Genomic DNA, 22,944 nt, shown 5'->3' with positions numbered 1-22,944 from the left:
AAGATGAAGAATGGGGAGCAAGGGGGGAAGAGTGGGGGGCGAAAAACGCATGAAGGTTGCCGCGCTGGATTCGGGATACGTCAGGGCGCGGCGTAAATTTGCGCGCGCGAGCTTTCGCGCCAGCGTCATGTCTTCCTGCCTTTAATCCTGTTCGCGGTTACACATGGTCGCAACAATCGCGGGGGACCTGCGTTGCCCCCCAAAAGTGAATGCCTGCCGAGCCTTTAGCTCGCCCGTTAAATATCAGCTGAGCCCGTCTTTACTGTCAGATATACCTTTTTTAATGATTTATCTGCATGGCTTTGTGTGGTTTTTATTATCTTTGCACCATATTAACAAAATATTACGACAATGAGAAGATTGCCTTATTTGTTTTCGCTGCTTTTCGGATTGTCCCTTCTGATGGCATGCAGAAACGAGGTGACATACGCTGATCAAAAAAAACATGAGCGTTCCGCCATTAACAAATATATAGAGGATTCCGCCGTAACCGTCATCTCCGAGGAGGAGTTCGCTCTCAAAAACTACACCACTGACGTTCGCAAAAATGAGTTTGTGCTGTTTAGCGCAAATGGTGTTTACATGCAAATAGTGAATCGAGGCTGTGGCGAGAAGGTGAAAACAAACGAGACCCTCACGCTGCTCTGTCGCTACACCGAACGCAATCTTATCACCGATAGTATAGAAGCCTCAAACATGCTGTTGCCGTCAATGGGCAATTGGGTGGACAAGATATTGCTTGCCAACAAGGCCGGGACATTCTCGGGCTCTTTCGTAAAAAATCACAGCACATTGGTATGGGCGCACAGTCTCACGACAACGGCTGTTCCCGAGGGATGGCTCATGCCGCTTACATACATCAATGTGGGAAGATATAAAGAGAAAGAAGACGAGTTGGCTCGTGTGCGGATCATCGTGCCGCACGACATGGGACACCAGAGGGCTACGGGAAGCGTAATTCCCTATCTCTATGATATAACTTACGAGCGTGGCAACTAAAAACAAAATCATAACTTTAAAACTGTAATACAATGACTCTAATCAAATCAATATCGGGTATTCGGGGCACGATAGGTGGAACCGTTGGCAACACTTTAAATCCATTGGATATCGTGAAGTTTACCTCGGCTTACGCCACATTTATTCGCCGCGGTGGCAAGTCTAACAGCAACAAGATCGTCGTTGGGCGAGATGCGCGCATATCGGGCGAGATGGTTAAAAATGTAGTTTGTGGCACTTTGATGGGCATGGGCTATGACGTGCTGAACATAGGCTTGGCCACCACGCCTACAACCGAGCTGGCCGTGCGTATGAGCGAGGCCGCGGGAGGTATTATTATCACCGCAAGCCATAATCCTCGCCAATGGAACGCTTTGAAACTACTTAATAATGAGGGTGAGTTCCTTACGGCCGCCGATGGCAAGGAGGTGCTGGATATAGCCGAAAGAGAAGACTTTGAATATGCGGAGGTTGATCGTTTAGGACATTACTCCGAGGACAATACGTTCAACCAAAAACATATTGATGCCGTGCTGGCACTTGACTTGGTTGACGTTGAGAGCATCAAAAAAGCCCATTTCAACGTAGTCGTGGATACCATCAATTCGGTTGGCGGTGTTATTTTGCCCGATTTGTTCAAAGCGTTGGGCGTGAAAGCCACGTTTGTCAATGGCGAGGCAAACGGTGATTTCGCCCACAACCCGGAGCCCATCGCTAAAAATTTGGGCGAGATCATGGGCAAGTGCGCTATGGGTGGTTATGATTTGGGCGTGGTGGTGGACCCCGACGTGGACAGGCTGGCCTTCATATGCGAGGATGGAGAGATGTATGGCGAGGAATACACGTTGGTGACTGTGGCCGACTATATTCTCGATCATGACAAAGGAGCCACGGTGAGCAACTTGAGCTCGACGCGCGCGTTGCGTGACGTCACGGAGAAACACGGTTGCAAATATTACGCGTCGGCTGTGGGAGAGGTGAACGTTACGACAAAAATGAAAGAGGTAGGTGCCGTTATTGGTGGTGAGGGCAATGGCGGTGTCATTTATCCCAAGAGCCATTACGGCAGGGACGCGCTTGTTGGTATAGGGCTTTTCTTGAGTTCGATGGCTCAAAAACAGATGTCCGCGTCTCAGCTTCGCGCCACGTTCCCCAATTATTTTATCGCGAAAAACAGGATCGACCTTACACCTTCCACCGATGTGGATGCCATCCTTCTGAAAGTTAAAGAACTGTTCAGCCATGAGCCAGAGGCGCAAGTGACAGATATTGACGGCGTGAAAATTGATTTCCCCAATAAATGGGTGCACCTTAGAAAGTCGAATACCGAGCCTATTATTCGAGTATACAGTGAGGCGTCTACCATGAGAGAAGCCGATGAATTGGGCAAAAAACTCATGCAGGTGGTGTACGACATGCAATAAAACATAAGTTAATGGCGTAGACATTTGGCGCATAATACGCCATTTTGGTTGCCCCAACCATGCGAGGGCCATCCCAACTCATTTGAGGGAGGATGGCTCTTTGTTATGCGATAATTTTTGTAAACGACGAACATAGGTTGACATATAAGATGACAAAAACGAATGAAATAGACATGTTGCGTGGCCCGTTGTTGGGCAAAATATTGAAATTTGCCATGCCGTTTGCGGCGAGCAGCGTCTTGCAGCAGCTTTTCAATTCGGTGGACGTGGCTGTCGTGGGACGCTTCGCGTGCAGCGAGGCGTTAGCCGCCGTCGGCGCCAATACATTCCTTATAAACCTGATGATCAATTTCTTCGTTGGCATATCCATTGGCGCGAGTGTCATAATCGCCAACCATGTGGGCCAACGTGACACGCGAAGCATTCGCCATGCCGTCAGCACCTCGGCGGCGTTGGCTCTCGCGAGCGGCGTTTTCCTGCTATTCGCCGGACTTGTTTTGTCCCGCCCCATATTGCTCTTGATGGAAACGCCACGCAATATCATAGACGATGCCGTGCTCTATCTGCGTATCTATTTTGTCGGCGTGCCATTCGTGATGATCTATAATTTTGGCGCGTCTATTTTGCGTAGCAAGGGCGATACGCGCCGGCCGCTTTATGTGTTGGTGGTGGCGGGGATAATCAACACGGCGCTAAACTTGGTTTTAGTCATCAATTTTCACATGAGCGTGATGGGAGTGGCTATCGCGACCGACATGGCCAATCTTTTTTGTGCGGCTACTATAGTGTGGCTGCTGAGAAAAGAGGACGGCGCTTTCAAGTTGAACGTCAAAAAAATACGCGTTTACAATATAGAGTTGAAACGCATATTGCAAATCGGAGTGCCTGCGGGGGTTCAAAGCATGGTGTTCTCGCTTAGCAATATCTTTGTGCAAAGTGCCATCAACGGGTATGGATCAAGCGCCGTTGCAGGTGCGTCTGTATCGCAAACTTTTGATAGCTATTGTTACTTTATGCTGGGAGCGTTCAGCAGCGCGGCCGTGACTTTCATAGGCCAAAACTACGGGGCAGGCCATTTGGATCGTTGCAAGCGAGTGTTCCGAATTTGCTTTGTGGGCGGATTTCTTGTTTGTCTTGTATCAAACATGCTGTTCATGCTATTTGACGACGAGGTGTTGTCGTTGTTTACGAGAGATACATCCGTGATATATTATGCCAAGCTCAGAATGCGATACGTGCTTGTTTTCCAATCTATAGCTGCGTTTTATGACATTCCGTCGTCTGCGTTGCGCGCGTACGGACACTCGTTGGAACCGGCCTTGCTCACCATTTTTGGCACCTGTGTCATCCGAGTGGTTTGGGTAATGCTCGTCTGCCCGGTATGGCCTGGCTTTGCGCACCTGATGATATGCTATCCTGTCACTTGGGTTATCACGAGTGTGTTGGTGTGCCTTTGCTATCATTTTCATACATGAAACACGCTGGAAGCTATTTTTTTTATTTTTCGGTTGCGAAAGCGCGCGTTTATGAAGTGGCGGCGTGTGACGTTTTTCTTTGGAACGTATGGTGCTTTTCTTTGGGAATGGGGGCGTGGTCTTTTTTCATGTTTTATTTTTAGGGCAAAAAAAATGGAGTACCGCCGTACTCCAACCTTGTTAACCTTAAATCTAATACTATGAAAAACACGTTGCAAAGTTAGCGTGTTTTTATAACAATGGTACTATATCGCACGTAAAACGTGTGTTTTATAACTTAAATTATCATTTTTCTTTCGTCAGTTTAGGTATGTTAACATGGCTGGCGCGGTTCTTTTCTATAATTTGGTGTGCTTTTAATAGTGACATGAGTGGTCGGTATGGACCGCCAAGTTTGCTATTTTTTAAATTTGCGGTACAGTTTCCATCCCAAAATAACAGCGTCTAAAAGCCCGGCTCCCATGGTCATTAAGCCTCCAAAACGTTTGGTGGGCGAAGAGCTTTTGGCGATATGGCGTGATTTGGCGAAAAGCGAGTTCCAATGGCTTCTTATTTTGTGGTCATCTTTTAGTATTTCTTTTTGGATCATGGCTTTGCGCAGTCGGATTTGCTCCAGCTTGGTATAGATGGTGTCCGAGGAATGGTTGGGGTACATAATTTATTTGCTTAATAATAATGAGGCGAGAAACTTGACGAGCGGTTTTTCTATCCATTGCTTCTTAAACATGATGAAAAGCAAGAGTATGAGAAGATAGATACCCGCGACGATGGCGTAGCCTGACACGATGCCGACCAAGGGCTCGAGAGCGTGTGCGGTGGCGAAACCCAAATAGATGAGCGTGAGCGTGGATAGCAATGAGATAACGGAGATGATGGCGATGGCCGTTAATATTCTCACCACTTTCTCCACTATGTCCAACTTTAGGTATTCTCCTTGCAATGAGGCGTAATGCTTTAAAGTCTCGATGAGTTGGCCAATGGTTTCTACGTTTTGGTCGTTTGAAAACATGATAGCTTGGATTTTGGATTTAAAAAAGGGGTTGTGAGTTCTCGCAGCCCCTTGCGTATGATGCCAATTGCTTAGAGGTTCTTGCCCACGGCCTCTTTAATGTCGTCGACGAAGTCTTCCGCGTCTTGGGTGTTAAGTTTGATGTCGTGTTTTTTGCAGAAGTCGTCTACGGTGTCGTTAATTTTTGAGCGTGTTTCAGAACCTTTTTCAGGGGCCATGAGAATGCCTAAAACGGTTCCGGCGATAGCGCCGCCCAAGAAAGCGCTGATGTAACCTAATGTTTTCATAATCTTTTTTATTTTGTTGTAATTATTAGTTGTTCCTTTTTGCAAATATAACATTTTCATTGTGAAAAACGAGGAAAAATGCCGTTTTTTTTGTTAAAAAACTTCTGTTATGTTGATTTAACAAACTTTATGCGGACGGTTATTCCCATTTTGTAGATTATTTCGTAATTTCGCCAATTATAGAAATATAGTGGTCTTTTAAGAAATAAATGTTTTATCCATAAATAAGCAAATGATATGAAGAAATTATTCGTCATGGGTTCTGCCTTGTGTGTAGCTTTGGCATTCACGAGTTGCAAATCACAGGAGAGTGCTTATAAGAAAGCCTACGAGAAAGCTAAGGCGCAAGATGAGAAATACCAAGCCCAGCAGCCCACCCAAGAAGCCGCTCCGGTAGTGACGCCGTTAACGACGCAGCCAGCCACTCAAACCACCGTCTCCAACGTTGACAACGCCACCGTTCGCGTAGAGGACGTTACGGTTGTTAATGGCGCGGGTTTGCAGGCATACAGCGTGGTGGTGGGCTCTTTCGGCTTGAAGGCCAACGCGGAGGGTTTGCAAAGCTCTTTGGCGAAAGGCGGTTACGATGCCCAAATCGTTTACAACTCCAATCTCAACATGTATCGCGTGGTGGCCACCACCTATGCCGACAAGGGCAAGGCCGTGGAGAGTCGCGATGCCATTCGTGGCAGTCAGTACAATCCAAAGGGCGACGCTTGGTTGCTGTATAAGAAATAAATTTGGCAAGAATATTATCAATAGACTATGGCAAGAAACGCACGGGATTGGCTGTTACCGATCCCTTGCAAATCGTTGCCAACGCGCTAACCACGATAGATACCAAAGAATTGTTCGACTTTCTCTCCCTGTATGTTCAAAAAGAGAAAGTCGAACGTATTGTTATTGGCAAGCCCTTGCAACTTAACGCCAATCCATCAGAGAATTTTTTAAGGGTGGAAAACTTCGCGAACAGGTGGAAAAACGCTCACCCCGAAGTGCCTATTGTGTATTATGACGAGCGTTTCACCTCGGTGATGGCCCAGCGCGTAATATTGCAGTCGGGAGTGAAAAAGAAAACAAGAAGGGAGAACAAGGGCTTGGTAGACGAGATTAGCGCCACCATTTTACTTCAAGATTACATGAGTTCAAGAAGATGATTTTACCCATTTACACTTACGGGCATTCCGTGTTAAGGAAGGTTGCCCAGGATATTCCCACGGATTATCAAGATTTGGACAGGCTCATCCATGACATGTACGATACGCTTGACGCTGCGTCGGGCGTGGGCTTGGCGGCTCCGCAAATAGGAAAGTCTGTACGTGTGGTGGTAATAGACCTTGACGTGCTGAGGGATGACTTTCCCGAGTACGCTGGATACCGTCATGCGTTTATCAATTCTCATATTATGGAGGTGGACAAGTCGTCGGACAAGGTCACGATGGAGGAGGGCTGTTTGTCCATCCCGGGGCTGAACGAAAATGTTGAGCGCTACTCCCGCATACGCGTGAAGTATCTCGACGAGGCGTTGCAACCGCATGATGAATGGGTAGAGGGATTTCTCGCTCGGGTAATGCAGCACGAGTTTGACCACCTTGAGGGAGTGATGTATGTAGACAGAATTTCGCCGCTACGCAAGCAACTTGTTAAAAACAAGCTGCGTAACATATCGCAGGGCAAATTCAAATGCTCGTACAGAACGAAGACAGCCCATAAATAATACGATGATGAAGGGCAAGCTAATCTTGTTGCTCATAATGCTGTTGCCGGCTCACCGGATGAGCGCGCAATACAATATAGACCGGCTGATTACCAGCGGCGAGGTGGCCTTGCATTACGAGGATTACGTGCTCTCCATACAATATTTTAACAAAGTGTTGGCCCTGAAGCCTTACCTTTGGTTGCCTTGGTTCGACCGTTCGGTAGCCAAGTTCCATTTGGAAGACTACGTGGGCGCGGAGCGCGATGCCTCGAAAGCTTTGGAGCTCAATCCTTATATTGAGCAAATTTACGACTTGCGCGCCATCAGTCGCATCAGGCAAGAGAAATACCGCGACGCCATCGCCGACTATACGCGCGCCATTGGCTTGAACTCCACGATTTCAAGTTTTTGGCTTAACAGAGCCATTTGCCGCATGAACGTCAAGGATTACGACCGCGCTTTGTCGGACGCGGACACCATTGTCGCTCGTTGGGCCAATACCGCGGCGGCCTATTCGCTAAAGGCGGAGATCTTTTTGAACAAGAAAGATACCGTCAAGGCAGACGCGTGGCTATCCAAAAGCCTTAGAATAGACCCATACAACGCTGACGCTTGGATGACACGCTCGTACATCGCGCTTAACAGGCGAAAATGGAAAGGCGCCGATTCTTGTTTGACAAAAGCCATCCACTTGAGACCAAAAGTGGTAAACAATTATGTAAACAGGGCCTTGGCCAGACTTAATTACAACAATTTGCGAGGCGCGATGGCTGATTATGACATGGCCATCGACCTTAACCCCAACAATTTTTTGGCTCATTACAATCGTGGTTTGCTCCGTGTGCAGCTGGGCGACGACAATCGTGCCATCGAGGATTTCGATTTCGTAATCAAGATGGAGCCGCGCAATTTTATGGCCATCTACAACCGGGCCATTCTCAATGACAAGGTTGGAAACCTGCGCGAGGCCATACGCGACTATACCGCTGTCATCAAACAATTTCCGAATTTCTGGACGGGTTTGGGCGCAAGAGCCAATTGTTATCGACGGTTGGGCATGGCGTCAAGAGCCGAGCAAGATGAGTTTCGCGTCTTTAAAGCGCAGATGGACAAACATATAGGCGTTCAAAAACGATGGAGTAGAGCAAAAATCAAGGAAACGCGAAAACGTTCCGAGATTAATCTTGACAAATATAATGATATTGTAGTCGAGGACAAGCCGGAGCAAATACAACATGAGTACAAAAGCCAGTATCGCGGAACCATTCAGAACCGTGAAGTCGACACAGAGCTGTTGCCCATGTATCAACTATCCTATTTTGCTTATTCTGATGAGATATACAATTACAAAGCATACGACGCGGCGGTCGATTCTTTTAACGCCAAGCGCGATCCTGTACGCAAATTGAACCTTACGTGTAATCACAAGCGCAACAAGCTGACGGTCTTGAGGTCTAAACAGATATTCCAACTCATAGACGCGCTGTCTGTTGGTATTGGCGCAGAGCGAGACCGCGACATACAGGCGGATCTGCTTTTGCAGCGCGCCGTGGCATACGCCGACGCTCAAAACTATGCCAGCGCCATCGCGGACCTTGACGATTACTTGTCAATGAGGAAAGGCTCGCTTATGGGGCACTGGACGAGGGCGGTGTGCCAAGCCCTGCAAAATAGCTATGACGCGTCAAAAGGACAAAACATAAGCTTGAAGGTCGCGCAAGCGGAGGGCGATTTCGCGGAGGCTATCAAGCTCGCCCCCAAGAACGCGTATCTCTATTTTGACCGGGCGAACATGTTTGCCGACATAAAAAATAACGATCGTGCCATAGCCGATTATACCCGTGCCATACAATTGGATGGGCGTTTGGCAGAAGCTTACTATAACAGAGGAATAGTTCATTTTCGCGCCGGCAAACTCAAAGAGGCGCTTGAAGACTTGAGCAAGGCTGGCGAATTGGGGCTTTACGACGCTTACGCGTTGAGCAAAAGACTGTCGGCCGAGAGCAAATAGGCTTGGGCGTTAAGCCGCGAACGATTTTTCCCGCATTTGCTATAGAGGGTGGCTGGCGTATACGCGCCGGGTTCCTCCCATGGCGATTGTAACCGAAAAAAACAAAGATGACAGGACATCATCTATGTTTCTTTTTGTATTATATGTGTCGCTCAATGTATGGGACCAATCTTTAATGTGTTTGTAAGTTGTTGACGCACATTTTAAATCATAACTTTACGCGTTGTTATTATATTTTGGCGTTTTTATTATTGGGTTCAAAAAATATGTATTAATTTTGCTATGATTTAAATAAAACTAATTTGTAATATGGTTAAAATCACTTTTCCGGATGGTTCTGCGCGTGAGTACGAGCAGGGCGTAACTGGACTTCAAATCGCGGAGAGCTTATCACCGGCTCTCGCCCGTGACGTTGTATCTTGCGGGGTTAATGGTGAGACCACAGAGTTGAACCGTCCAATCAATGAGGACGCGTCGATTGAGCTCTATAAATTTGAGGACGAAGAGGGCAAACATACGTTTTGGCACACATCGGCCCACTTGCTCGCAGAGGCGTTGCAAGAGCTGTATCCCGGCATCCAGTTTGGTTTTGGACCAGCCATCGAAAACGGATTTTTCTATGACGTGATGCTCCCGGACGGAAAAACTATCTCCGAGAACGACTTCCCCAAGATAGAGGACAAGATGCGCGAGCTGGCCAAGAAAGACGAAAAGGTGGTTCGGCGTGATGTCAGCAAGGCCGATGCCATGAAAGAATTTGAGGCCGAGGGGCAGAAATATAAGGTGGAGCATATCGACTTGGACTTGAAAGATGGCACCATCTCCACATACACACAGGGACATTTCACGGATCTTTGCCGCGGCCCTCACTTGATGAGCACGGGCCGTATCAAAGCCATCAAGATAACGAGCGTGGCTGGCGCGTTCTGGCGCGGGGACGCATCGCGCGAGCAAATGGTACGAGTTTATGGTATCACCTTCCCCAAGAAGAAGATGCTCGACGAATACCTTGTTATGCTTGAAGAGGCCAAAAAGCGCGACCATCGCAAGATAGGCAAGGAGATGGAGCTGTTTATGTTCTCTGACAGGGTTGGCAAAGGTTTGCCCATTTGGTTGCCCAAGGGAACGCAGTTGCGTCTTCGCTTGCAAGAATTGCTTCGCGGATTGTTGAAGCCTTACAACTATCAGGAAGTGATTACGCCCGGGATTGGCTCCAAAAACCTGTATGTCACCTCGGGCCACTACGCCCATTACGGCAAGGATGCCTTCCAGCCAATACACACGCCGGAGGAGGACGAGGAGTACATGTTGAAGCCGATGAACTGCCCACACCACTGTGAGGTCTATGCCATGAAACCCCGGTCGTACAAGGATTTGCCACTCCGCATCGCGGAATTTGGCACTGTCTTTCGCTACGAGAAGAGTGGGGAGCTGCATGGATTGACCCGTGTGAGAACATTCACGCAAGACGACGCGCATATCTTCGTGCGTCCGGACCAAGTGAAATCGGAGTTTGAGAATGTCATCGACATTATACAGAAAGTGTTCAACGTCTTTGGTTTTGACAACTATGAGGCGCAGATCTCCTTGAGAGACCCCAAGGATACCGAAAAATATATAGGCTCTGACGAGATATGGGAAGAAAGCCAAAACGCCATCCGCGAGGCTTGCAAGGAGAAAGGCATGAAAGCGCGCGAGGAAATAGGAGAGGCCGCTTTCTATGGCCCCAAACTTGATTTCATGGTGAAAGACGCCATCGGCAGGCGTTGGCAGCTTGGCACTATACAGGTAGATTACAATCTTCCTGCCCGGTTTAAGCTTGAGTACACTGACACTGACAATTCCAAACAGGTGCCCGTCATGATACACCGCGCCCCGTTTGGGTCGCTGGAGCGTTTCACGGCCGTGCTCATTGAGCATACCGCAGGTCATTTCCCATTGTGGCTCGCGCCCGACCAAGTGGCCATCTTGCCCATTTCCGAGAAGTATAACGACTACGCGCAAACCTTGAAAACATATTTCGACACCCAAGACGTGCGGTGCTATGTTGACGACCGCAACGAAAAAGTAGGGCGCAAAATCAGGGACAACGAGCTCAAGCGAGTGCCCTATATGGTTGTCGTAGGGGAGAAAGAGGCCGCGGACGGGCTTGTCTCCATGCGCAAGCAGGGCGGTGGCGAGCAAGCCTCGATGAAAAAAGAGGAGTTCGCCCAACGTGTCAAAGACGAGGTTGCCAGTCAGCTCAAGGACATAGAAGGATAAAAAATTACTTCTATCAAACAGACAAGAGGGTATCAAGCGTATTGGTTTAAGGCTGTGTCAAAGTTTTTAATCCGATTAGCTTGATACTTTTTTTCCCCCAATTTTTACCTTTTTTACGGCATCAGCCATCATCATTTTGACGGTGTTGTCAATAGCATGAGGGTTGATGACATTTTTTTTTTATAATTTTCTCATGTCTGTTCGTTTTATGTTTCATAAGAATACGTTATATTTGCATTAGAATAATAACTGACATATACAATGAAAACATTTCGTGGTTTATGTGTTTTGGCATGCGTTTCATGCTTGTTCTGTATGTCTTTCACCTCCTGTCAGAAGGCCGTTTACGATGATGTAGACACCCCGGTGGAAAACAAAGCCGGCATCCCCATCAAATTTATAGTGTCCTCATTTGAGCGAATGGATGCGCGGAGCATGTCCTTCTCGCGAGGCACCGACGTGCGGTCTGTTTGTTCACGGCTAAATCTTGCGGTATATAACGGTAAGCGGAAAATAAAGCAGATTAACCAGTTGTCCACCGATTCCAACTTTGGAACACTCCAACTAACACTGCCAGAGGGTAAATATAAAATAGTCGTTTTAGCGCATAATGGGGCAAAAAATCCTACGATGACTGACATAGAGAAGATAGGTTTTAACGGAAAACTCACCGATACATTTTACTATTGCGCTGATATCACAGTTGGGAGCGAAGCTCAGTCTTTTGATGTTGATCTCAAACGCGCGGTTGCTATGGTGCGCTTTCAGACCAACAAAATACCCGCTAATGTCTCCAGAATGAAGTTTTATTACACGGGAGGAAGCTCGTCGCTCAACGCCTTGCTGGGCGAGGGGGCTGTCAAGTCGAGACAGACGGAGGAGATAGTCGTTTCTACCGACATGGTTGGAAATCCCGGAAGTTTTGATATTTTTTCCATTCCACGCTCTGACAGTAATCTGTTGACAATGGAGGTTACGGCCTTTAATAACGAAAACGCTCAAATATTCCATAAGCGAATAGATGGCATCCAGATCAAGAGAAATTTCATTACAGAGTTAAAAGGCTCGTTCTTTGGCAATGTTGGCGACGGGGGTGGAGAGACTGTCAATGGCCAAATCAAATTGAACCTTTTTTCCAAAGACGAGTGGCAAACCATCAAAATGACTTATTGACACTGCGATAGCACCCGTAACAGCTATTGTGTGAAGTGGTATCTTAATAGAGAAAGACTCTTTTCTGTCATGTTTTTATCAAAAAAAATACGTGTGTTAGAACTCGTCGAAATAGAAAAAAAACAAGCATGAAAACACGATGTGAACTTGTTGCCAAAACGTTTCCTGTTGTGTCACATCCCGAAAACTATCCATTCGCACCGCGATTGGTTTCCAAACGAGAATTGTTGGGCGCTTAAACGCGTACAAAATAGTGCTTAATCGCGTCGTGAATAATATCCAATGACAGGCTCTCGAGAAAACTTTTTGACGGCAATGTTTTTTATGTTTGCGCAACGTCTTGATTAATACGGTGTTGGAGAAAACTCTCGATTTTCGTGTATTTCAAGCCAATGTTGTCGCCATTTGTAAATATGCGAGTTTTAAGCGCGCGGTTGTTATAATTTTTCGTAGCGATAAAACGTGTGGGATGTGATAAAATGTAGTTTTGATACATGCAAGGCCGCTTTCGCATAATAAAACAGAAAATTTTATAATATAATGCGCGTTTGGTGCGTTATCATCTAAATACACATCTAACACAACAAGTAATGGAGAATAGGAAAGTCGCTTTGATAACCGGTATAACCGGTCAGGATGGCAGCTACTTGGCGGAATTGCTTTTGGAAAAACACTACGAGGTACATGGCGTAATACGTCGTTCGTCTGTCGATTACAGGGAGCGCATAGCCCATTTGGAGGGCAAGGAGCGGTTCCATTTGCATTATGCCGACTTGAGCGATTCCATGAGCATCGCGTCATTGGTGGGCAAGGTGCGGCCCACCGAGATTTACAACCTTGCCGCCCAAAGTCACGTGCAGGTCAGTTTTGACGCGCCTGAATACACGGCCGACGTTGTCGCCGTGGGCGTGCTGCGCGTTTTGGAGGCCGTTAGAATATGTGGCTTGGCAGAAACCTGCCGTGTATATCAGGCGTCCACGTCTGAGTTGTACGGCAAAGTGGAGGAGGTTCCTCAAAACGAGAGCACCCCATTCCACCCTTACAGTCCCTATGCCGTGGCTAAACTGTACGGCTATTGGATAGTGCAAGAATACCGCGCCGCGTACAACATGTATGCGTGCAATGGCATTTTGTTCAATCACGAGAGTGAGCGCCGTGGCGAGACGTTCGTGACACGCAAGATAACGCTTGCGGCCGCGCGCATCGCGCAGGGCAAACAAAAGAAATTGTATCTTGGCAATCTCTCCTCGTTGCGCGATTGGGGATATGCCAAAGATTATGTGGAGTGTATGTGGCTAATGCTCCAGCAGGACCGTCCGGATGATTTTGTGATAGCCACCGGCAAGCAACATAGCGTGCGCGAGTTTTGCGACTTGGCATTCAAGCGCGTGGGCATAGAGCTGGAGTTCAGGGGCGAGGGTCTGGACGAGAAAGGCATTGACAAGGCGACGGGCGAAGTGGTCATTGAGGTCAGTCCCGATTTCTATCGTCCCACCGACGTGGTCAACCTATGGGGAGACCCCACGAAGGCCAAGACCAAGTTGGGCTGGAACCCTAACAGGACCAGTTTTGAGGATTTGGTGCGTATCATGGTGGACAGCGACATGAAAAAAGTGGCCGCTGACGACGCGGCCTCGAGAGTTCGGGTCAATCTTGAGGAATACTTGGAAAAAGGCATTGTAAAGTAGGGCGTTTTGAAAATATGATAGACAAAAATTCCAAAATATATATCGCGGGCCATCATGGACTTGTGGGTTCGGCCATTTGGCGCAACCTTGAGGCAAGGGGCTACCATAATCTTGTCGGCCGCAACCACAAAGAATTGGACTTGACCGACCAAGTGGCCGTCAAACGTTTTTTTGACGAGGTGAAACCCGACGCGGTGGTGTTGGCCGCCGCCTTCGTGGGGGGCATCATGGCCAACTCGCTCTATCGGGCCGACTTTATCATGCAAAACATGAAGATGCAGTGCAACGTGATAGAGCAGTCGTATCTTCATGGCGTCAAGAAACTGTTGTTCTTGGGGTCGACATGTATATATCCCAAGAACGCTCCTCAGCCCATGAAAGAAGACGCCTTGCTCACCTCGCCACTCGAGTACACCAACGAGGAGTACGCCATAGCGAAGATAGCCGGGCTGAAAATGTGCGAAAGCTATAACCTGCAGTACGGGACCAACTATATAGCGGTAATGCCGACCAACCTGTACGGACCCAACGACAATTTCCATTTGGAAAACTCGCATGTGCTTCCGGCCATGATGCGCAAGGTGTATTTGGCCAAGCTGATACATGATGGCAACGAGGAGGCCGTTCGCGTCGACATGGACAAGCGGCCCGTCAACCCGCCCACCGCGCTCGCCCAAGAGATAGGGCCCGGGAATGTTGATGGCAAAAGTGACTGGGACCGCATTTTGAGAGCGCTCGCTTTTTATGGTATAGAGAACAATAGGGTGACGCTCTGGGGTGATGGCAGTCCGCTGCGCGAGTTTCTTTGGAGTGAAGACATGGCCGACGCGTCTGTTCATATTTTGTTGAACGTGGACTTTAAAGACATTGTCGGCATTGAGAAATATTCATCCGTTTTCTATGGAGTAAAGACCGATGGGGCTGTAGACCGCAACAATTCCGAGGGTCGCGGTGGCGCCATTCCCGCTCTTGGCGAGATAAGAAATTGTCATATCAATATAGGGACAGGCGAAGAGTTGACCATAAAAGAGCTTTCCAAACTGGTTGTGCAAGCAGTCCATTTCGATGGAGAGATAGCTTGGGACAAGTCCAAACCTAACGGAACGCCGCGCAAACTTATTGACGTGACCAAGCTGCACGGCCTGGGATGGAAACACAATGTGGAGATAGGCGACGGCGTGAGGAAACTTTACGATTGGTACAAGCAATCGCTTGAGAATTAAATCACAAGGAAAGAGGATCGTATTATGCGAAAATATAATATTGCGGTGGCCGGTTCCGGATACGTGGGACTGAGCATAGCGACGCTCTTGAGCAAACATCACCATGTCACGGCCGTGGATGTGATGCCCGAAAAGGTGGAGATGATTAATCGCGGGCAATCTCCGATACAAGATGAGTATATCGAAAAATACCTCAAAGAGAAAGACCTTGACCTGTCGGCGACGATGGATGCGGAGGTGGCTTACAAGGACGCGGATTTTGTGGTGATAGCGACACCGACCAATTACGACTCCGCGAAAAACTATTTTGACACGCGGCACGTGGAGGAGGTCATCAAGTTGGTCACGCGTGTCAACCCTCGAGCCATCATGGTTATCAAATCGACAATACCCGTGGGCTACACGGCCAGCGTGCGCGAGAAATTCAAATCGGACAATATTATATTCGCCCCGGAGTTCTTGCGAGAGAGTAAGGCCTTGTTGGACAATCTTTATCCCAACCGTATCATCGTGGGGCGGCCCGAGGGCGACGCTCGCTTGGACGAGGCGGCGCGTGTCTTTGCCGATTTGTTGAGACAAGGAGCCATCAAAGATGATATCCCAACCCTGTTCATGGGGCTCACCGAAGCCGAGGCCGTGAAACTTTTCGCTAACACCTACTTGGCATTGAGAGTGAGCTATTTTAACGAGCTTGACACGTACGCGGAGGTCAAGGGGCTCAACACGCGGCACATTATCGAGGGTGTGAGCCTTGACCCTCGCATAGGCGATTTTTACAACAACCCATCTTTTGGATATGGGGGCTACTGTCTTCCAAAGGATACCAAGCAGCTCTTGGCCAACTATGAGGACGTGCCCGAGAACCTTGTGCAAGCCATCGTGGAGAGCAATCGCACGCGCAAGGATTTTATAGCCGACCAGGTGTTGCACAAGGCGGGTTACTACGATTATTATAATCGTGGCGACTATGCTTCCTCAAATGAGCGGAGGTGTGTCATAGGCGTATATCGCCTGACGATGAAAAGCCATAGCGACAACTTCAGACAGAGCAGCATTCAAGGCGTGATGAAGCGTATTAAAGCCAAGGGAGCCGAAGTGATAATATACGAGCCAACGCTCGCTGATGGCTCGACATTTTTTGGAAGTAGAGTAGTGAACGACGCTGACGAGTTTAAAAGGCAAAGCCAGGTCATCATAGCGAACCGCTATGACATGTTCCTGGATGATGTGTCGGACAAGGTTTACACGCGCGACATCTTCCAATGCGACTAACCATTGTGATGTTTTGAGGCGAGAGAAACACTTGTCGATCGACACGGTTTTTGGACCATGAGTGGTTGTTAGACGCGCTCATTGCAAGCTGATGCCAATGCCTGCGCGCGTTCAGGCTGTTTCAACGTGAGTGAGAAAATATCTTTAGATGGCGGTTTTGCGCGCTCTGATATGCTTGCTGTGCCAATAGAGCTAAAAATAATATGTAATTTTGCACGAAAGACCAAGGGGGTAACACGTTTTGAGAATACACAAATATATTTCTTTTTTTGTAGTTTTAACTGTTTGCGTACAGTTGATAGCAGGGTGTTCGGGCTGTTCAAATAAAACTAAAAATAAGCCCTCGGGGCTCTCCAAAGATAAAACTTTGGCGATAGATATGTCGTTGAGGCGAAGACTTTCGGATTTTTCCATCCAGCCAAGGCCGAAAGGGCGGTTTGCCTTTCACGTCTATGACCTGACCGCGGACAAGCCGGTTTATGGTTATAACGAAAACCAGGCAATGTCATCGGCGTCTTGTTTGAAATTGCTAAGCGGCGTGGCTGGACTGCATTTGCTGGGTACTGACTATTTCTACAAAACGTCTGTTTATGTGCGTGGCGACGTTAAAGGTGGTATGCTTTATGGTGACTTGGGATTTAAAATAGGCCTTGACCCACAAATCATGGCACCTGATTTAGCGCAATTTGCCAAGATAATTAAAAATAAGGGAATTGGTAAATTGACCGGCAAATTATTGATAGACCTCACCATTACCGAACCGGTGCGAAGCGAGGAACATTGGTATCCGTGGGATTTGAGTTTTTCGCGTTATGGATTGTTTTACAAAGGAGAGGAGCGTGTCGTCCAAGCCATCAAGTCGGCGCTGCGCGCGCAGGGCGTCCAAGTGGCCGACAGCCAGGTGGCGATGGCTGCCATTCCCCGTGGAATGCGGTGCGTCTATCAATACAAAAGGTCTATAGGGCTTGTCACGCGACGCATGTGGAAACATAGTTCCAACACCCAAGCCACCGCGATGCTGTATACCATTGGCCATCATGTCAACCCTCATGCCAACCCCGTGCTGGCCGGAGTGGAGTACTTGCGCTCGTTCCTGCGCGACACGCTGAACCTCAAGGACAGGTCGCTTGTCATTCATGATGGTTGCGGCCTGTGCACATACAATCACCTTTCGCCGCGTTCGCTTACGTCGATCCTGCGTTATGGCTATCTGCACAAACCCATTTTCCAGCGTCTTTACAGCGACCTGTCGGTGTCTGGCGTGGATGGGACGTTGGTGCGTGTTTTTCAAGGGCCAAAGACAAAGGGCAAAATCAGGGCTAAGACAGGAACGCTTTCACATCCTTATGGTATAAGTTCGTTGGCGGGTTACTGCCAAGGGAGCAATGGGCACCTGTTGGCTTTTGCTATCATGGACACCGAGATGTCTGTCCTTGACGCTCGGGTGCTCCAAAGAAAACTTTGCGAGGCGTTGGTGGAGTGACACGATAGCCCCCATGCCGCTTGTTATATGACATGCCGCTTGTGGCAACGTTACGATGCTAAGGATAAGACTGTAGAACTGCGAAACGGATTGAAAATACATCGCAAGTTTTCAATCCGTTTCTTATTTGTCATACATCAAGCAGTCGTGTGTTACAAATCGAATAGATGCTTGTAACTTGATGTGACATAATTGGTTAGCGTGAGGTATAATGATTCGAGCTCTTTGGTGTTAACTTTACCGTTCTCATACCATTTCATGGACACGGCGTTGGTCTTGTTGAAAATCTCTTTCTCAACAGGTTTCAACTTTTGCATAATTCCATCGCCCTGCTTGTTGTAGAGCGCTTCCCAATTGAAATATCTGTCAGAACCAATTCCTTGGTGATAGGAATAAACCCGATCTTTCAGCGTGTCCACTTTCTTTCCGAAAGCGGTCACTTTCTGGCCTGCCCCGATCGTGTATAAAGCTGGCAGCAGTTTATCCGCGTTTTTAACCCAAAAGGGAAACGCTGTGCTCACAGGAGGATAGCCAATGACGGTCCACATGGTTGTTAGCTCAGGGTTTTCGTGCGATTTTACCCCTTCGATAACACCCGAGCAAGCTGTTCCCACCCTTGAGATGAAATCGTGGTCAACAAACCATCCGGACGTGTTGGGAATGTTGTGGGCTCCATCGTGTAGGTCTATGCCAAGTTTGGGGTTAAGGAAAGAGCGGTCTAAATGTTCGAATATCCAGTCGGGGGTGATAGCTTTGGCTTTTGCGGCTTGGCTTAAAGCATCATCGGCAGTTTTATAACGCACGTATCCCAACCCCTCATTGGGCTCTCCTGTGAAACTGAAATTTGTTCTCACGGCATATCCATTGGGTGCTGTCTTGGGGTCGTTTACGTCAAAAAAATGATAACTTCGCGTGCTCACTTCCACCCACACGGCTCCACCCTCAGCATCGATCACGCCAAAGTTGGCGCACAGTCCCGCGAGCTTGGTGGTGTCGAGATAGTGCCTCAGGTCTTGTACGGTGGCGCAAACGCTAAGCGTTTTGTACATGAACTCACCATTTTTCCCACCCGGCTCTATACCGTCGACCGTTTTCTCAAGGTTGAATGATTGTGTGTTTATAATGGAAAATCCAGCCGTGTTTGTTCCCAGCCACACTTCTTCTTTTGATCGCGGCTGGCAATCCACAACGCCAATGAAGTCATATTTCTGTCCTTTGAAAAAACGCATGCAGTTTTGCAGGGCGTCTGTATCACGCACTTTCCATATCATGGGCCGACCGTCTTTGGTGGCTTTGCCCGTTATTACCGCGGCCGTGCAGGCATGCCCAGCGGCGGCCATCATGCAAAAAACGCAAGTGATTAGTAGTGTTCTTTTCATATTTCTTTAGGTTTGACATTGCAAATCTACACGATTTATTCTATATTTTGAGCTTGATACGCAAAAAAATGATTTTTTTTGTTTGGAAAGAAGCGGTTTCACAAAAAAAATAAAACGATTTCTTCATTTGGTTGGTCATGTTTTTAATGGATTCCCTCGAATGACTTGTATATTTTTATTGGCCGTTACTTACAAGTTGTATGACATCTTGGCATATTTTTACTGCTTACATGACTAATCTGGAGGGAAAAGCGGACAAAATGTCTTCTTTTTGTGTTTGAAATAACATAAAACCGAATGGCATATATCTTGCGATAGAGATAGTGAACGTCGATGGTACGCATGATAGAAGTGCTTGAGACGAGAATGATACGTTTAACAGTAGTAACAAACAATAATTAGGAGGTAAAGATTATGATGTTTCCAACATTACGTTCAACAGACAACTGGTTAGCCAACTCGTTTGGTGATTTCTTTAACGACAATTGGTTGTCAAAACCCAAGGCTACCACGCCAGCCATAAACGTTAAGGAAAACGAAAAACAATATGATGTGGAAATTGCTGTTCCAGGTATGAAAAAGGACGATTTCGACGTGAATGTCACTGAGGATGGATGCCTTGAAATCAAAATGGAACACAAGGAAGAGAAGAAAGACGAAAACAAGGAGGAACACTACTTGCGTCGTGAGTTTTCATACAGCAGCTATCACCAGGCGTTGATTTTGCCTGACGACGTGGAGCATGACAAAATAGAGGCAAAAGTGGAAAATGGCGTGTTGCACGTGACGTTGCCTCGCAAGGGCGCTATGGCTAAAGTGCAACGCAAGATAGACGTGATATAACGATACATGCATGACGGACAAGGGCGACTGCCAATGGCGGTCGCCTTTTTCAATTTGTTTCTTGCTGTCGGCGCGATCTTTTTCAAGGTTTTGCCTTTTCTCCTTAAGCCTTGATTTGGGATTTGATGGGCGAGCGAGACAAAGTGAGAGAAAAGTAAAGGCAAAAGACCATGTTTTATAAGTCTTTTGCCTTTGCTGTTATATTTACGTCTCCAATATTGTCAACTCATGGCCACGGTGAGACCTGCCATCACGATGCTTACCATTGACATCAGCTTGATCAGGATATTCAGCGATGGGCCGGACGTGTCTTTGAATGGGTCGCCGACGGTGTCGCCAACGATGGTGGCCTTATGGCAGGCGGAACCCTTGCCGCCAAAATGGCCTTCTTCCACATGTTTTTTCGCGTTGTCCCATGAGCCTCCGGCGTTGGCCATAAATACGGCCAAGGTGAAGCCTGCCGCCAAACCGCCTACCAGCAATCCCAGCACGCCGGCTACGCCCAGCACGACTCCAACGACGATAGGAATGATGATGGCGAGAATGGAGGGAATGATCATCTCTTGTTGTGCGCTCAAGGTGGAGATTTCCACACATCTGCCGTAGTCGGGAGTGCCCGTACCCTCGAGTATTCCTTTAATCTCGCGGAATTGCCTGCGCACCTCTTCCACCATCTTGGCGGCGGCGCGTCCCACGGCGCCCATGGTGAGGCCGCAGAACAAGAAGGCCGCCATGGCGCCTACAAATGCGCCTACAAGCACCTTCGGGTTCATCAAGTTAACTTGGAAATAGTTCATGAAGTCGGGAATGGTGGCGTTGCTTGCGTCGATGGCGTCGCCTGCCAAGTTGGTCATCATAGCGCCAACTCGGTGCATGGCGATTTTGATTTCCTCGATGTATGACGCCAACAGAGCCAGCGCTGTGAGCGCGGCGGAACCAATGGCGAAGCCTTTGCCTGTCGCGGCGGTGGTGTTGCCAAGTGCGTCAAGGCTGTCGGTGCGTTCTCGCACCCCCTCGCCGAGGTTGCTCATTTCGGCGTTACCTCCAGCGTTGTCGGCGATAGGACCGTATGCGTCGGTTGCCAACGTGATGCCAAGCGTGGACAGCATGCCCACTGCCGCAATGCCAATGCCGTACAAGCCTGTCTGTATGCTTTGAGCGCTCATGCTCATGTCAAAGCCGTTGGCACAGAGATAGCTCAACATGATAGCCACCGAGATGGTGAGCACGGGTATGCACGTGGAAATCATTCCTGTTCCGATACCCTTGATGATGACCGTGGCCGCTCCGGTCTTTGAGGCTTCTGATATGGACTTGGTGGGCTTGTAGGTCTGCGAGGTGTAGTATTCGGTGGATTGGCCGATGATGACACCCGCGAGCAAACCGCTGATAACGGAGAAGCTCACGCCTAACCAATTCTCGATTTGGAGCAGGTACAGTATGGCGAACGTGGCAAGCGCGATGAGCACCGCGGCGGTGTTGGTGCCCAAGCCAAGGGCGCGCAAGAGATCTTTCATCGTGGCGCCTTCCTTGGTACGAACCATAAAGATACCCAACAGGCTGAGGAACACGCCAACGGCGGCTATCAACATGGGCGCGATGACGGCGCGCATCTGCATGTCTCCGGCGGAAGCGGCGAAGGCTGTGGCGCCAAGCGCCGCGGTGCTCAGTATGGAGCCGCAATAGCTTTCGTACAGGTCGGCGCCCATGCCGGCCACGTCGCCCACGTTGTCGCCCACGTTGTCAGCGATGGTGGCGGGGTTGCGTGGGTCGTCTTCGGGAATGTCGGCCTCTACCTTGCCTACCAAGTCGGCGCCTACGTCGGCCGCTTTGGTGTAGATGCCACCGCCCACGCGGGCGAAGAGAGCCTGCGTCGAGGCGCCCATGCCAAATGTCAACATGGTCGTGGTGACGATGATCAGCGATGAGCTGTCGCCATTATAGAAATGGTTAAGTACCAAGAACCATACCGCGATGTCTAACAATCCGAGTCCCACGACGACAAGTCCCATTACGGCGCCAGAGCGGAACGCGATCTTGAGTCCATGGTCCAAGCTGTGTCGCGCGGCGTTTGCCGTGCGCGCGCTGGCGTAGGTGGCGGTCTTCATCCCAAAGAAGCCGGCCAAGCCACTAAAGAAACCACCCGTGAGGAACGCAAAGGGCACCCAAGGGTTCTGGGCGTTGAAGCCATAGGCCATGATGGCGAATATAATCGCCAAGATGATGAAAACGATCAGCACTACCTTGTACTGCTGCTTGAGGTATGCCATGGCTCCGCGACGAATGTAGCCGGCAATTTCAATCATACGAGGCGTGCCCTCGTCAGCTTTCATCATGCTGCGAAAGAAAAACCAAGCCATAAATAAAGCGCACACCGAGGCGATGGGTATGAGCCAAAATACCATTGGAATTTGTTCCATAGTCTTGTTAAGGTTTAAAGTTAATATAGTTATTAGTTAGCGACAAATTTAATAATATTTTCTCGATGCGCTAACATTTTATGTATTAAATATTAAATATTTTTTTGGGAGTTTATGTTTCGTATTCATGTGTCTGTTTAACGATATGAAACGCTATTTGGTTTCTGATGGCCAGAATGATGAGATAAAATACCGTGGACATTTCGCGCCATGCGTTTTGCGGCGCGAATTTATGTCATTCTGCGTAAGGTTTTCGAGACAAAAAATGAAGAGGTAAATCCAGTTAGGAAATCCGCC

19 protein-coding genes are annotated in these 22,944 nt (G+C 48.4%); 14 read left to right on the top strand and 5 right to left on the bottom strand.

What is annotated here, in order from left to right:
- The first annotated feature begins 351 nt into the window (after positions 1–351).
- The 3 genes from HMPREF1640_RS02935 (at position 352) to HMPREF1640_RS02925 (ending at position 3,898) form a co-directional block, all read left to right on the top strand.
- Positions 352–999: a DUF4827 domain-containing protein gene (locus HMPREF1640_RS02935; protein WP_036892199.1), complete on the top strand. Its 648-nt coding sequence runs from the start codon at positions 352–354 to the stop codon at positions 997–999.
- Between the two features lie 32 nt (positions 1,000–1,031).
- Entirely contained in the window at positions 1,032–2,423 is a 1,392-nt protein-coding gene (glmM, locus tag HMPREF1640_RS02930) for a phosphoglucosamine mutase (protein ID WP_036892198.1), read from the top strand.
- 149 nt (positions 2,424–2,572) lie between these two features.
- A complete protein-coding gene (locus tag HMPREF1640_RS02925) occupies positions 2,573–3,898 on the top strand; it encodes an MATE family efflux transporter (RefSeq protein ID WP_052051674.1) in 1,326 nt (441 codons plus the stop codon).
- A 397-nt stretch (positions 3,899–4,295) separates the two neighbouring features.
- Here the strand turns inward: HMPREF1640_RS02925 and HMPREF1640_RS02920 are convergent, their stop codons facing one another.
- The 3 genes from HMPREF1640_RS02920 to HMPREF1640_RS02910 all read right to left on the bottom strand — a co-directional run bounded on the left by HMPREF1640_RS02920 (position 4,296) and on the right by HMPREF1640_RS02910 (position 5,194).
- Positions 4,296–4,553, bottom strand: a complete 258-nt coding sequence (locus tag HMPREF1640_RS02920; protein ID WP_036892196.1) for a hypothetical protein — start codon at positions 4,551–4,553, stop codon at positions 4,296–4,298.
- A 3-nt stretch (positions 4,554–4,556) separates the two neighbouring features.
- Positions 4,557–4,907, bottom strand: coding sequence for a phage holin family protein (locus tag HMPREF1640_RS02915; protein ID WP_036892195.1), 351 nt, complete (start codon positions 4,905–4,907; stop codon positions 4,557–4,559).
- A gap of 71 nt (positions 4,908–4,978) precedes the next feature.
- On the bottom strand, positions 4,979–5,194 hold the full coding sequence (locus HMPREF1640_RS02910) for a YtxH domain-containing protein (protein WP_036892222.1): 216 nt from the start codon (positions 5,192–5,194) through the stop codon (positions 4,979–4,981).
- A gap of 237 nt (positions 5,195–5,431) precedes the next feature.
- On the opposite strand from HMPREF1640_RS02910, the gene HMPREF1640_RS02905 reads away from it, so the two are divergent.
- From HMPREF1640_RS02905 to HMPREF1640_RS02860, 10 genes are all read left to right on the top strand, one after another.
- On the top strand, positions 5,432–5,932 hold the full coding sequence (locus HMPREF1640_RS02905; RefSeq protein ID WP_036892193.1) for an SPOR domain-containing protein: 501 nt from the start codon (positions 5,432–5,434) through the stop codon (positions 5,930–5,932).
- Between the two features lie 2 nt (positions 5,933–5,934).
- On the top strand, positions 5,935–6,351 hold the full coding sequence (ruvX, locus tag HMPREF1640_RS02900; protein WP_036892192.1) for a Holliday junction resolvase RuvX: 417 nt from the start codon (positions 5,935–5,937) through the stop codon (positions 6,349–6,351).
- Entirely contained in the window at positions 6,348–6,911 is a 564-nt protein-coding gene (gene def / locus HMPREF1640_RS02895; RefSeq protein WP_036892191.1) for a peptide deformylase, read from the top strand. Before ruvX ends, def begins: the two co-directional genes overlap by 4 nt.
- Before the next feature lie 7 nt (positions 6,912–6,918).
- Positions 6,919–8,904, top strand: a complete 1,986-nt coding sequence (locus tag HMPREF1640_RS02890) for a tetratricopeptide repeat protein (protein ID WP_036892221.1) — start codon at positions 6,919–6,921, stop codon at positions 8,902–8,904.
- A 309-nt stretch (positions 8,905–9,213) separates the two neighbouring features.
- The gene (gene thrS / locus HMPREF1640_RS02885; RefSeq protein WP_036892190.1) at positions 9,214–11,166 is read left to right on the top strand and encodes a threonine--tRNA ligase; all 1,953 of its coding nucleotides are present in this window, start codon (positions 9,214–9,216) and stop codon (positions 11,164–11,166) included.
- Between the two features lie 315 nt (positions 11,167–11,481).
- Positions 11,482–12,339: a FimB/Mfa2 family fimbrial subunit gene (locus HMPREF1640_RS02880; RefSeq protein ID WP_036892189.1), complete on the top strand. Its 858-nt coding sequence runs from the start codon at positions 11,482–11,484 to the stop codon at positions 12,337–12,339.
- A 590-nt stretch (positions 12,340–12,929) separates the two neighbouring features.
- On the top strand, positions 12,930–14,027 hold the full coding sequence (gmd, locus tag HMPREF1640_RS02875) for a GDP-mannose 4,6-dehydratase (protein WP_052051673.1): 1,098 nt from the start codon (positions 12,930–12,932) through the stop codon (positions 14,025–14,027).
- Positions 14,028–14,044: 17 nt separating this feature from the next.
- Positions 14,045–15,250 carry a GDP-L-fucose synthase gene (locus HMPREF1640_RS02870; RefSeq protein WP_036892218.1) on the top strand — a complete coding sequence of 402 codons (1,206 nt, stop codon included), beginning with the start codon at positions 14,045–14,047 and terminating at the stop codon, positions 15,248–15,250.
- A gap of 24 nt (positions 15,251–15,274) precedes the next feature.
- Positions 15,275–16,522, top strand: coding sequence for a nucleotide sugar dehydrogenase (locus tag HMPREF1640_RS02865; RefSeq protein ID WP_036892188.1), 1,248 nt, complete (start codon positions 15,275–15,277; stop codon positions 16,520–16,522).
- A gap of 241 nt (positions 16,523–16,763) precedes the next feature.
- Positions 16,764–18,005 (top strand): D-alanyl-D-alanine carboxypeptidase, encoded by a 1,242-nt coding sequence (locus HMPREF1640_RS02860; protein WP_036892187.1) that lies wholly within the window; start codon positions 16,764–16,766, stop codon positions 18,003–18,005.
- A gap of 152 nt (positions 18,006–18,157) precedes the next feature.
- Here the strand turns inward: HMPREF1640_RS02860 and HMPREF1640_RS02855 are convergent, their stop codons facing one another.
- A complete protein-coding gene (locus tag HMPREF1640_RS02855; protein ID WP_036892186.1) occupies positions 18,158–19,384 on the bottom strand; it encodes a hypothetical protein in 1,227 nt (408 codons plus the stop codon).
- A 414-nt stretch (positions 19,385–19,798) separates the two neighbouring features.
- Here HMPREF1640_RS02855 and HMPREF1640_RS02850 point away from each other — a divergent pair, with 414 nt between their 5' ends.
- The gene (locus tag HMPREF1640_RS02850) at positions 19,799–20,227 is read left to right on the top strand and encodes an Hsp20/alpha crystallin family protein (protein WP_036892185.1); all 429 of its coding nucleotides are present in this window, start codon (positions 19,799–19,801) and stop codon (positions 20,225–20,227) included.
- Positions 20,228–20,448: 221 nt separating this feature from the next.
- Here HMPREF1640_RS02850 and HMPREF1640_RS02845 read toward each other — a convergent pair whose 3' ends face one another.
- A complete protein-coding gene (locus HMPREF1640_RS02845; RefSeq protein WP_036892184.1) occupies positions 20,449–22,647 on the bottom strand; it encodes a sodium-translocating pyrophosphatase in 2,199 nt (732 codons plus the stop codon).
- Positions 22,648–22,944: the final 297 nt, after the last annotated feature.

The organism is Prevotella sp. S7-1-8, assembly GCF_000758925.1.
In the GTDB taxonomy this organism is placed as follows: domain Bacteria; phylum Bacteroidota; class Bacteroidia; order Bacteroidales; family Bacteroidaceae; genus Prevotella.
The sequence above is the reverse complement of the archived record's forward strand: the minus strand, read 5'-3'. Positions and strand labels throughout refer to the sequence as shown.

What these genes read in the sequence shown, in the direction of transcription:
- HMPREF1640_RS02935 (WP_036892199.1), top strand. Translation starts at nt 352, where the DNA reads ATGAGAAGATTGCCTTATTTGTTTTCGCTGCTTTTCGGATTGTCCCTT.
- glmM (WP_036892198.1), top strand. Translation starts at nt 1,032, where the DNA reads ATGACTCTAATCAAATCAATATCGGGTATTCGGGGCACGATAGGTGGA.
- HMPREF1640_RS02925 (WP_052051674.1), top strand. Translation starts at nt 2,573, where the DNA reads ATGACAAAAACGAATGAAATAGACATGTTGCGTGGCCCGTTGTTGGGC.
- HMPREF1640_RS02920 (WP_036892196.1), bottom strand. Translation starts at nt 4,553, where the DNA reads ATGTACCCCAACCATTCCTCGGACACCATCTATACCAAGCTGGAGCAA.
- HMPREF1640_RS02915 (WP_036892195.1), bottom strand. Translation starts at nt 4,907, where the DNA reads ATGTTTTCAAACGACCAAAACGTAGAAACCATTGGCCAACTCATCGAG.
- HMPREF1640_RS02910 (WP_036892222.1), bottom strand. Translation starts at nt 5,194, where the DNA reads ATGAAAACATTAGGTTACATCAGCGCTTTCTTGGGCGGCGCTATCGCC.
- HMPREF1640_RS02905 (WP_036892193.1), top strand. Translation starts at nt 5,432, where the DNA reads ATGAAGAAATTATTCGTCATGGGTTCTGCCTTGTGTGTAGCTTTGGCA.
- def (WP_036892191.1), top strand. Translation starts at nt 6,348, where the DNA reads ATGATTTTACCCATTTACACTTACGGGCATTCCGTGTTAAGGAAGGTT.
- HMPREF1640_RS02890 (WP_036892221.1), top strand. Translation starts at nt 6,919, where the DNA reads ATGAAGGGCAAGCTAATCTTGTTGCTCATAATGCTGTTGCCGGCTCAC.
- thrS (WP_036892190.1), top strand. Translation starts at nt 9,214, where the DNA reads ATGGTTAAAATCACTTTTCCGGATGGTTCTGCGCGTGAGTACGAGCAG.
- HMPREF1640_RS02880 (WP_036892189.1), top strand. Translation starts at nt 11,482, where the DNA reads ATGTCTTTCACCTCCTGTCAGAAGGCCGTTTACGATGATGTAGACACC.
- gmd (WP_052051673.1), top strand. Translation starts at nt 12,930, where the DNA reads ATGGAGAATAGGAAAGTCGCTTTGATAACCGGTATAACCGGTCAGGAT.
- HMPREF1640_RS02865 (WP_036892188.1), top strand. Translation starts at nt 15,275, where the DNA reads ATGCGAAAATATAATATTGCGGTGGCCGGTTCCGGATACGTGGGACTG.
- HMPREF1640_RS02855 (WP_036892186.1), bottom strand. Translation starts at nt 19,384, where the DNA reads ATGAAAAGAACACTACTAATCACTTGCGTTTTTTGCATGATGGCCGCC.
- HMPREF1640_RS02850 (WP_036892185.1), top strand. Translation starts at nt 19,799, where the DNA reads ATGATGTTTCCAACATTACGTTCAACAGACAACTGGTTAGCCAACTCG.
- HMPREF1640_RS02845 (WP_036892184.1), bottom strand. Translation starts at nt 22,647, where the DNA reads ATGGAACAAATTCCAATGGTATTTTGGCTCATACCCATCGCCTCGGTG.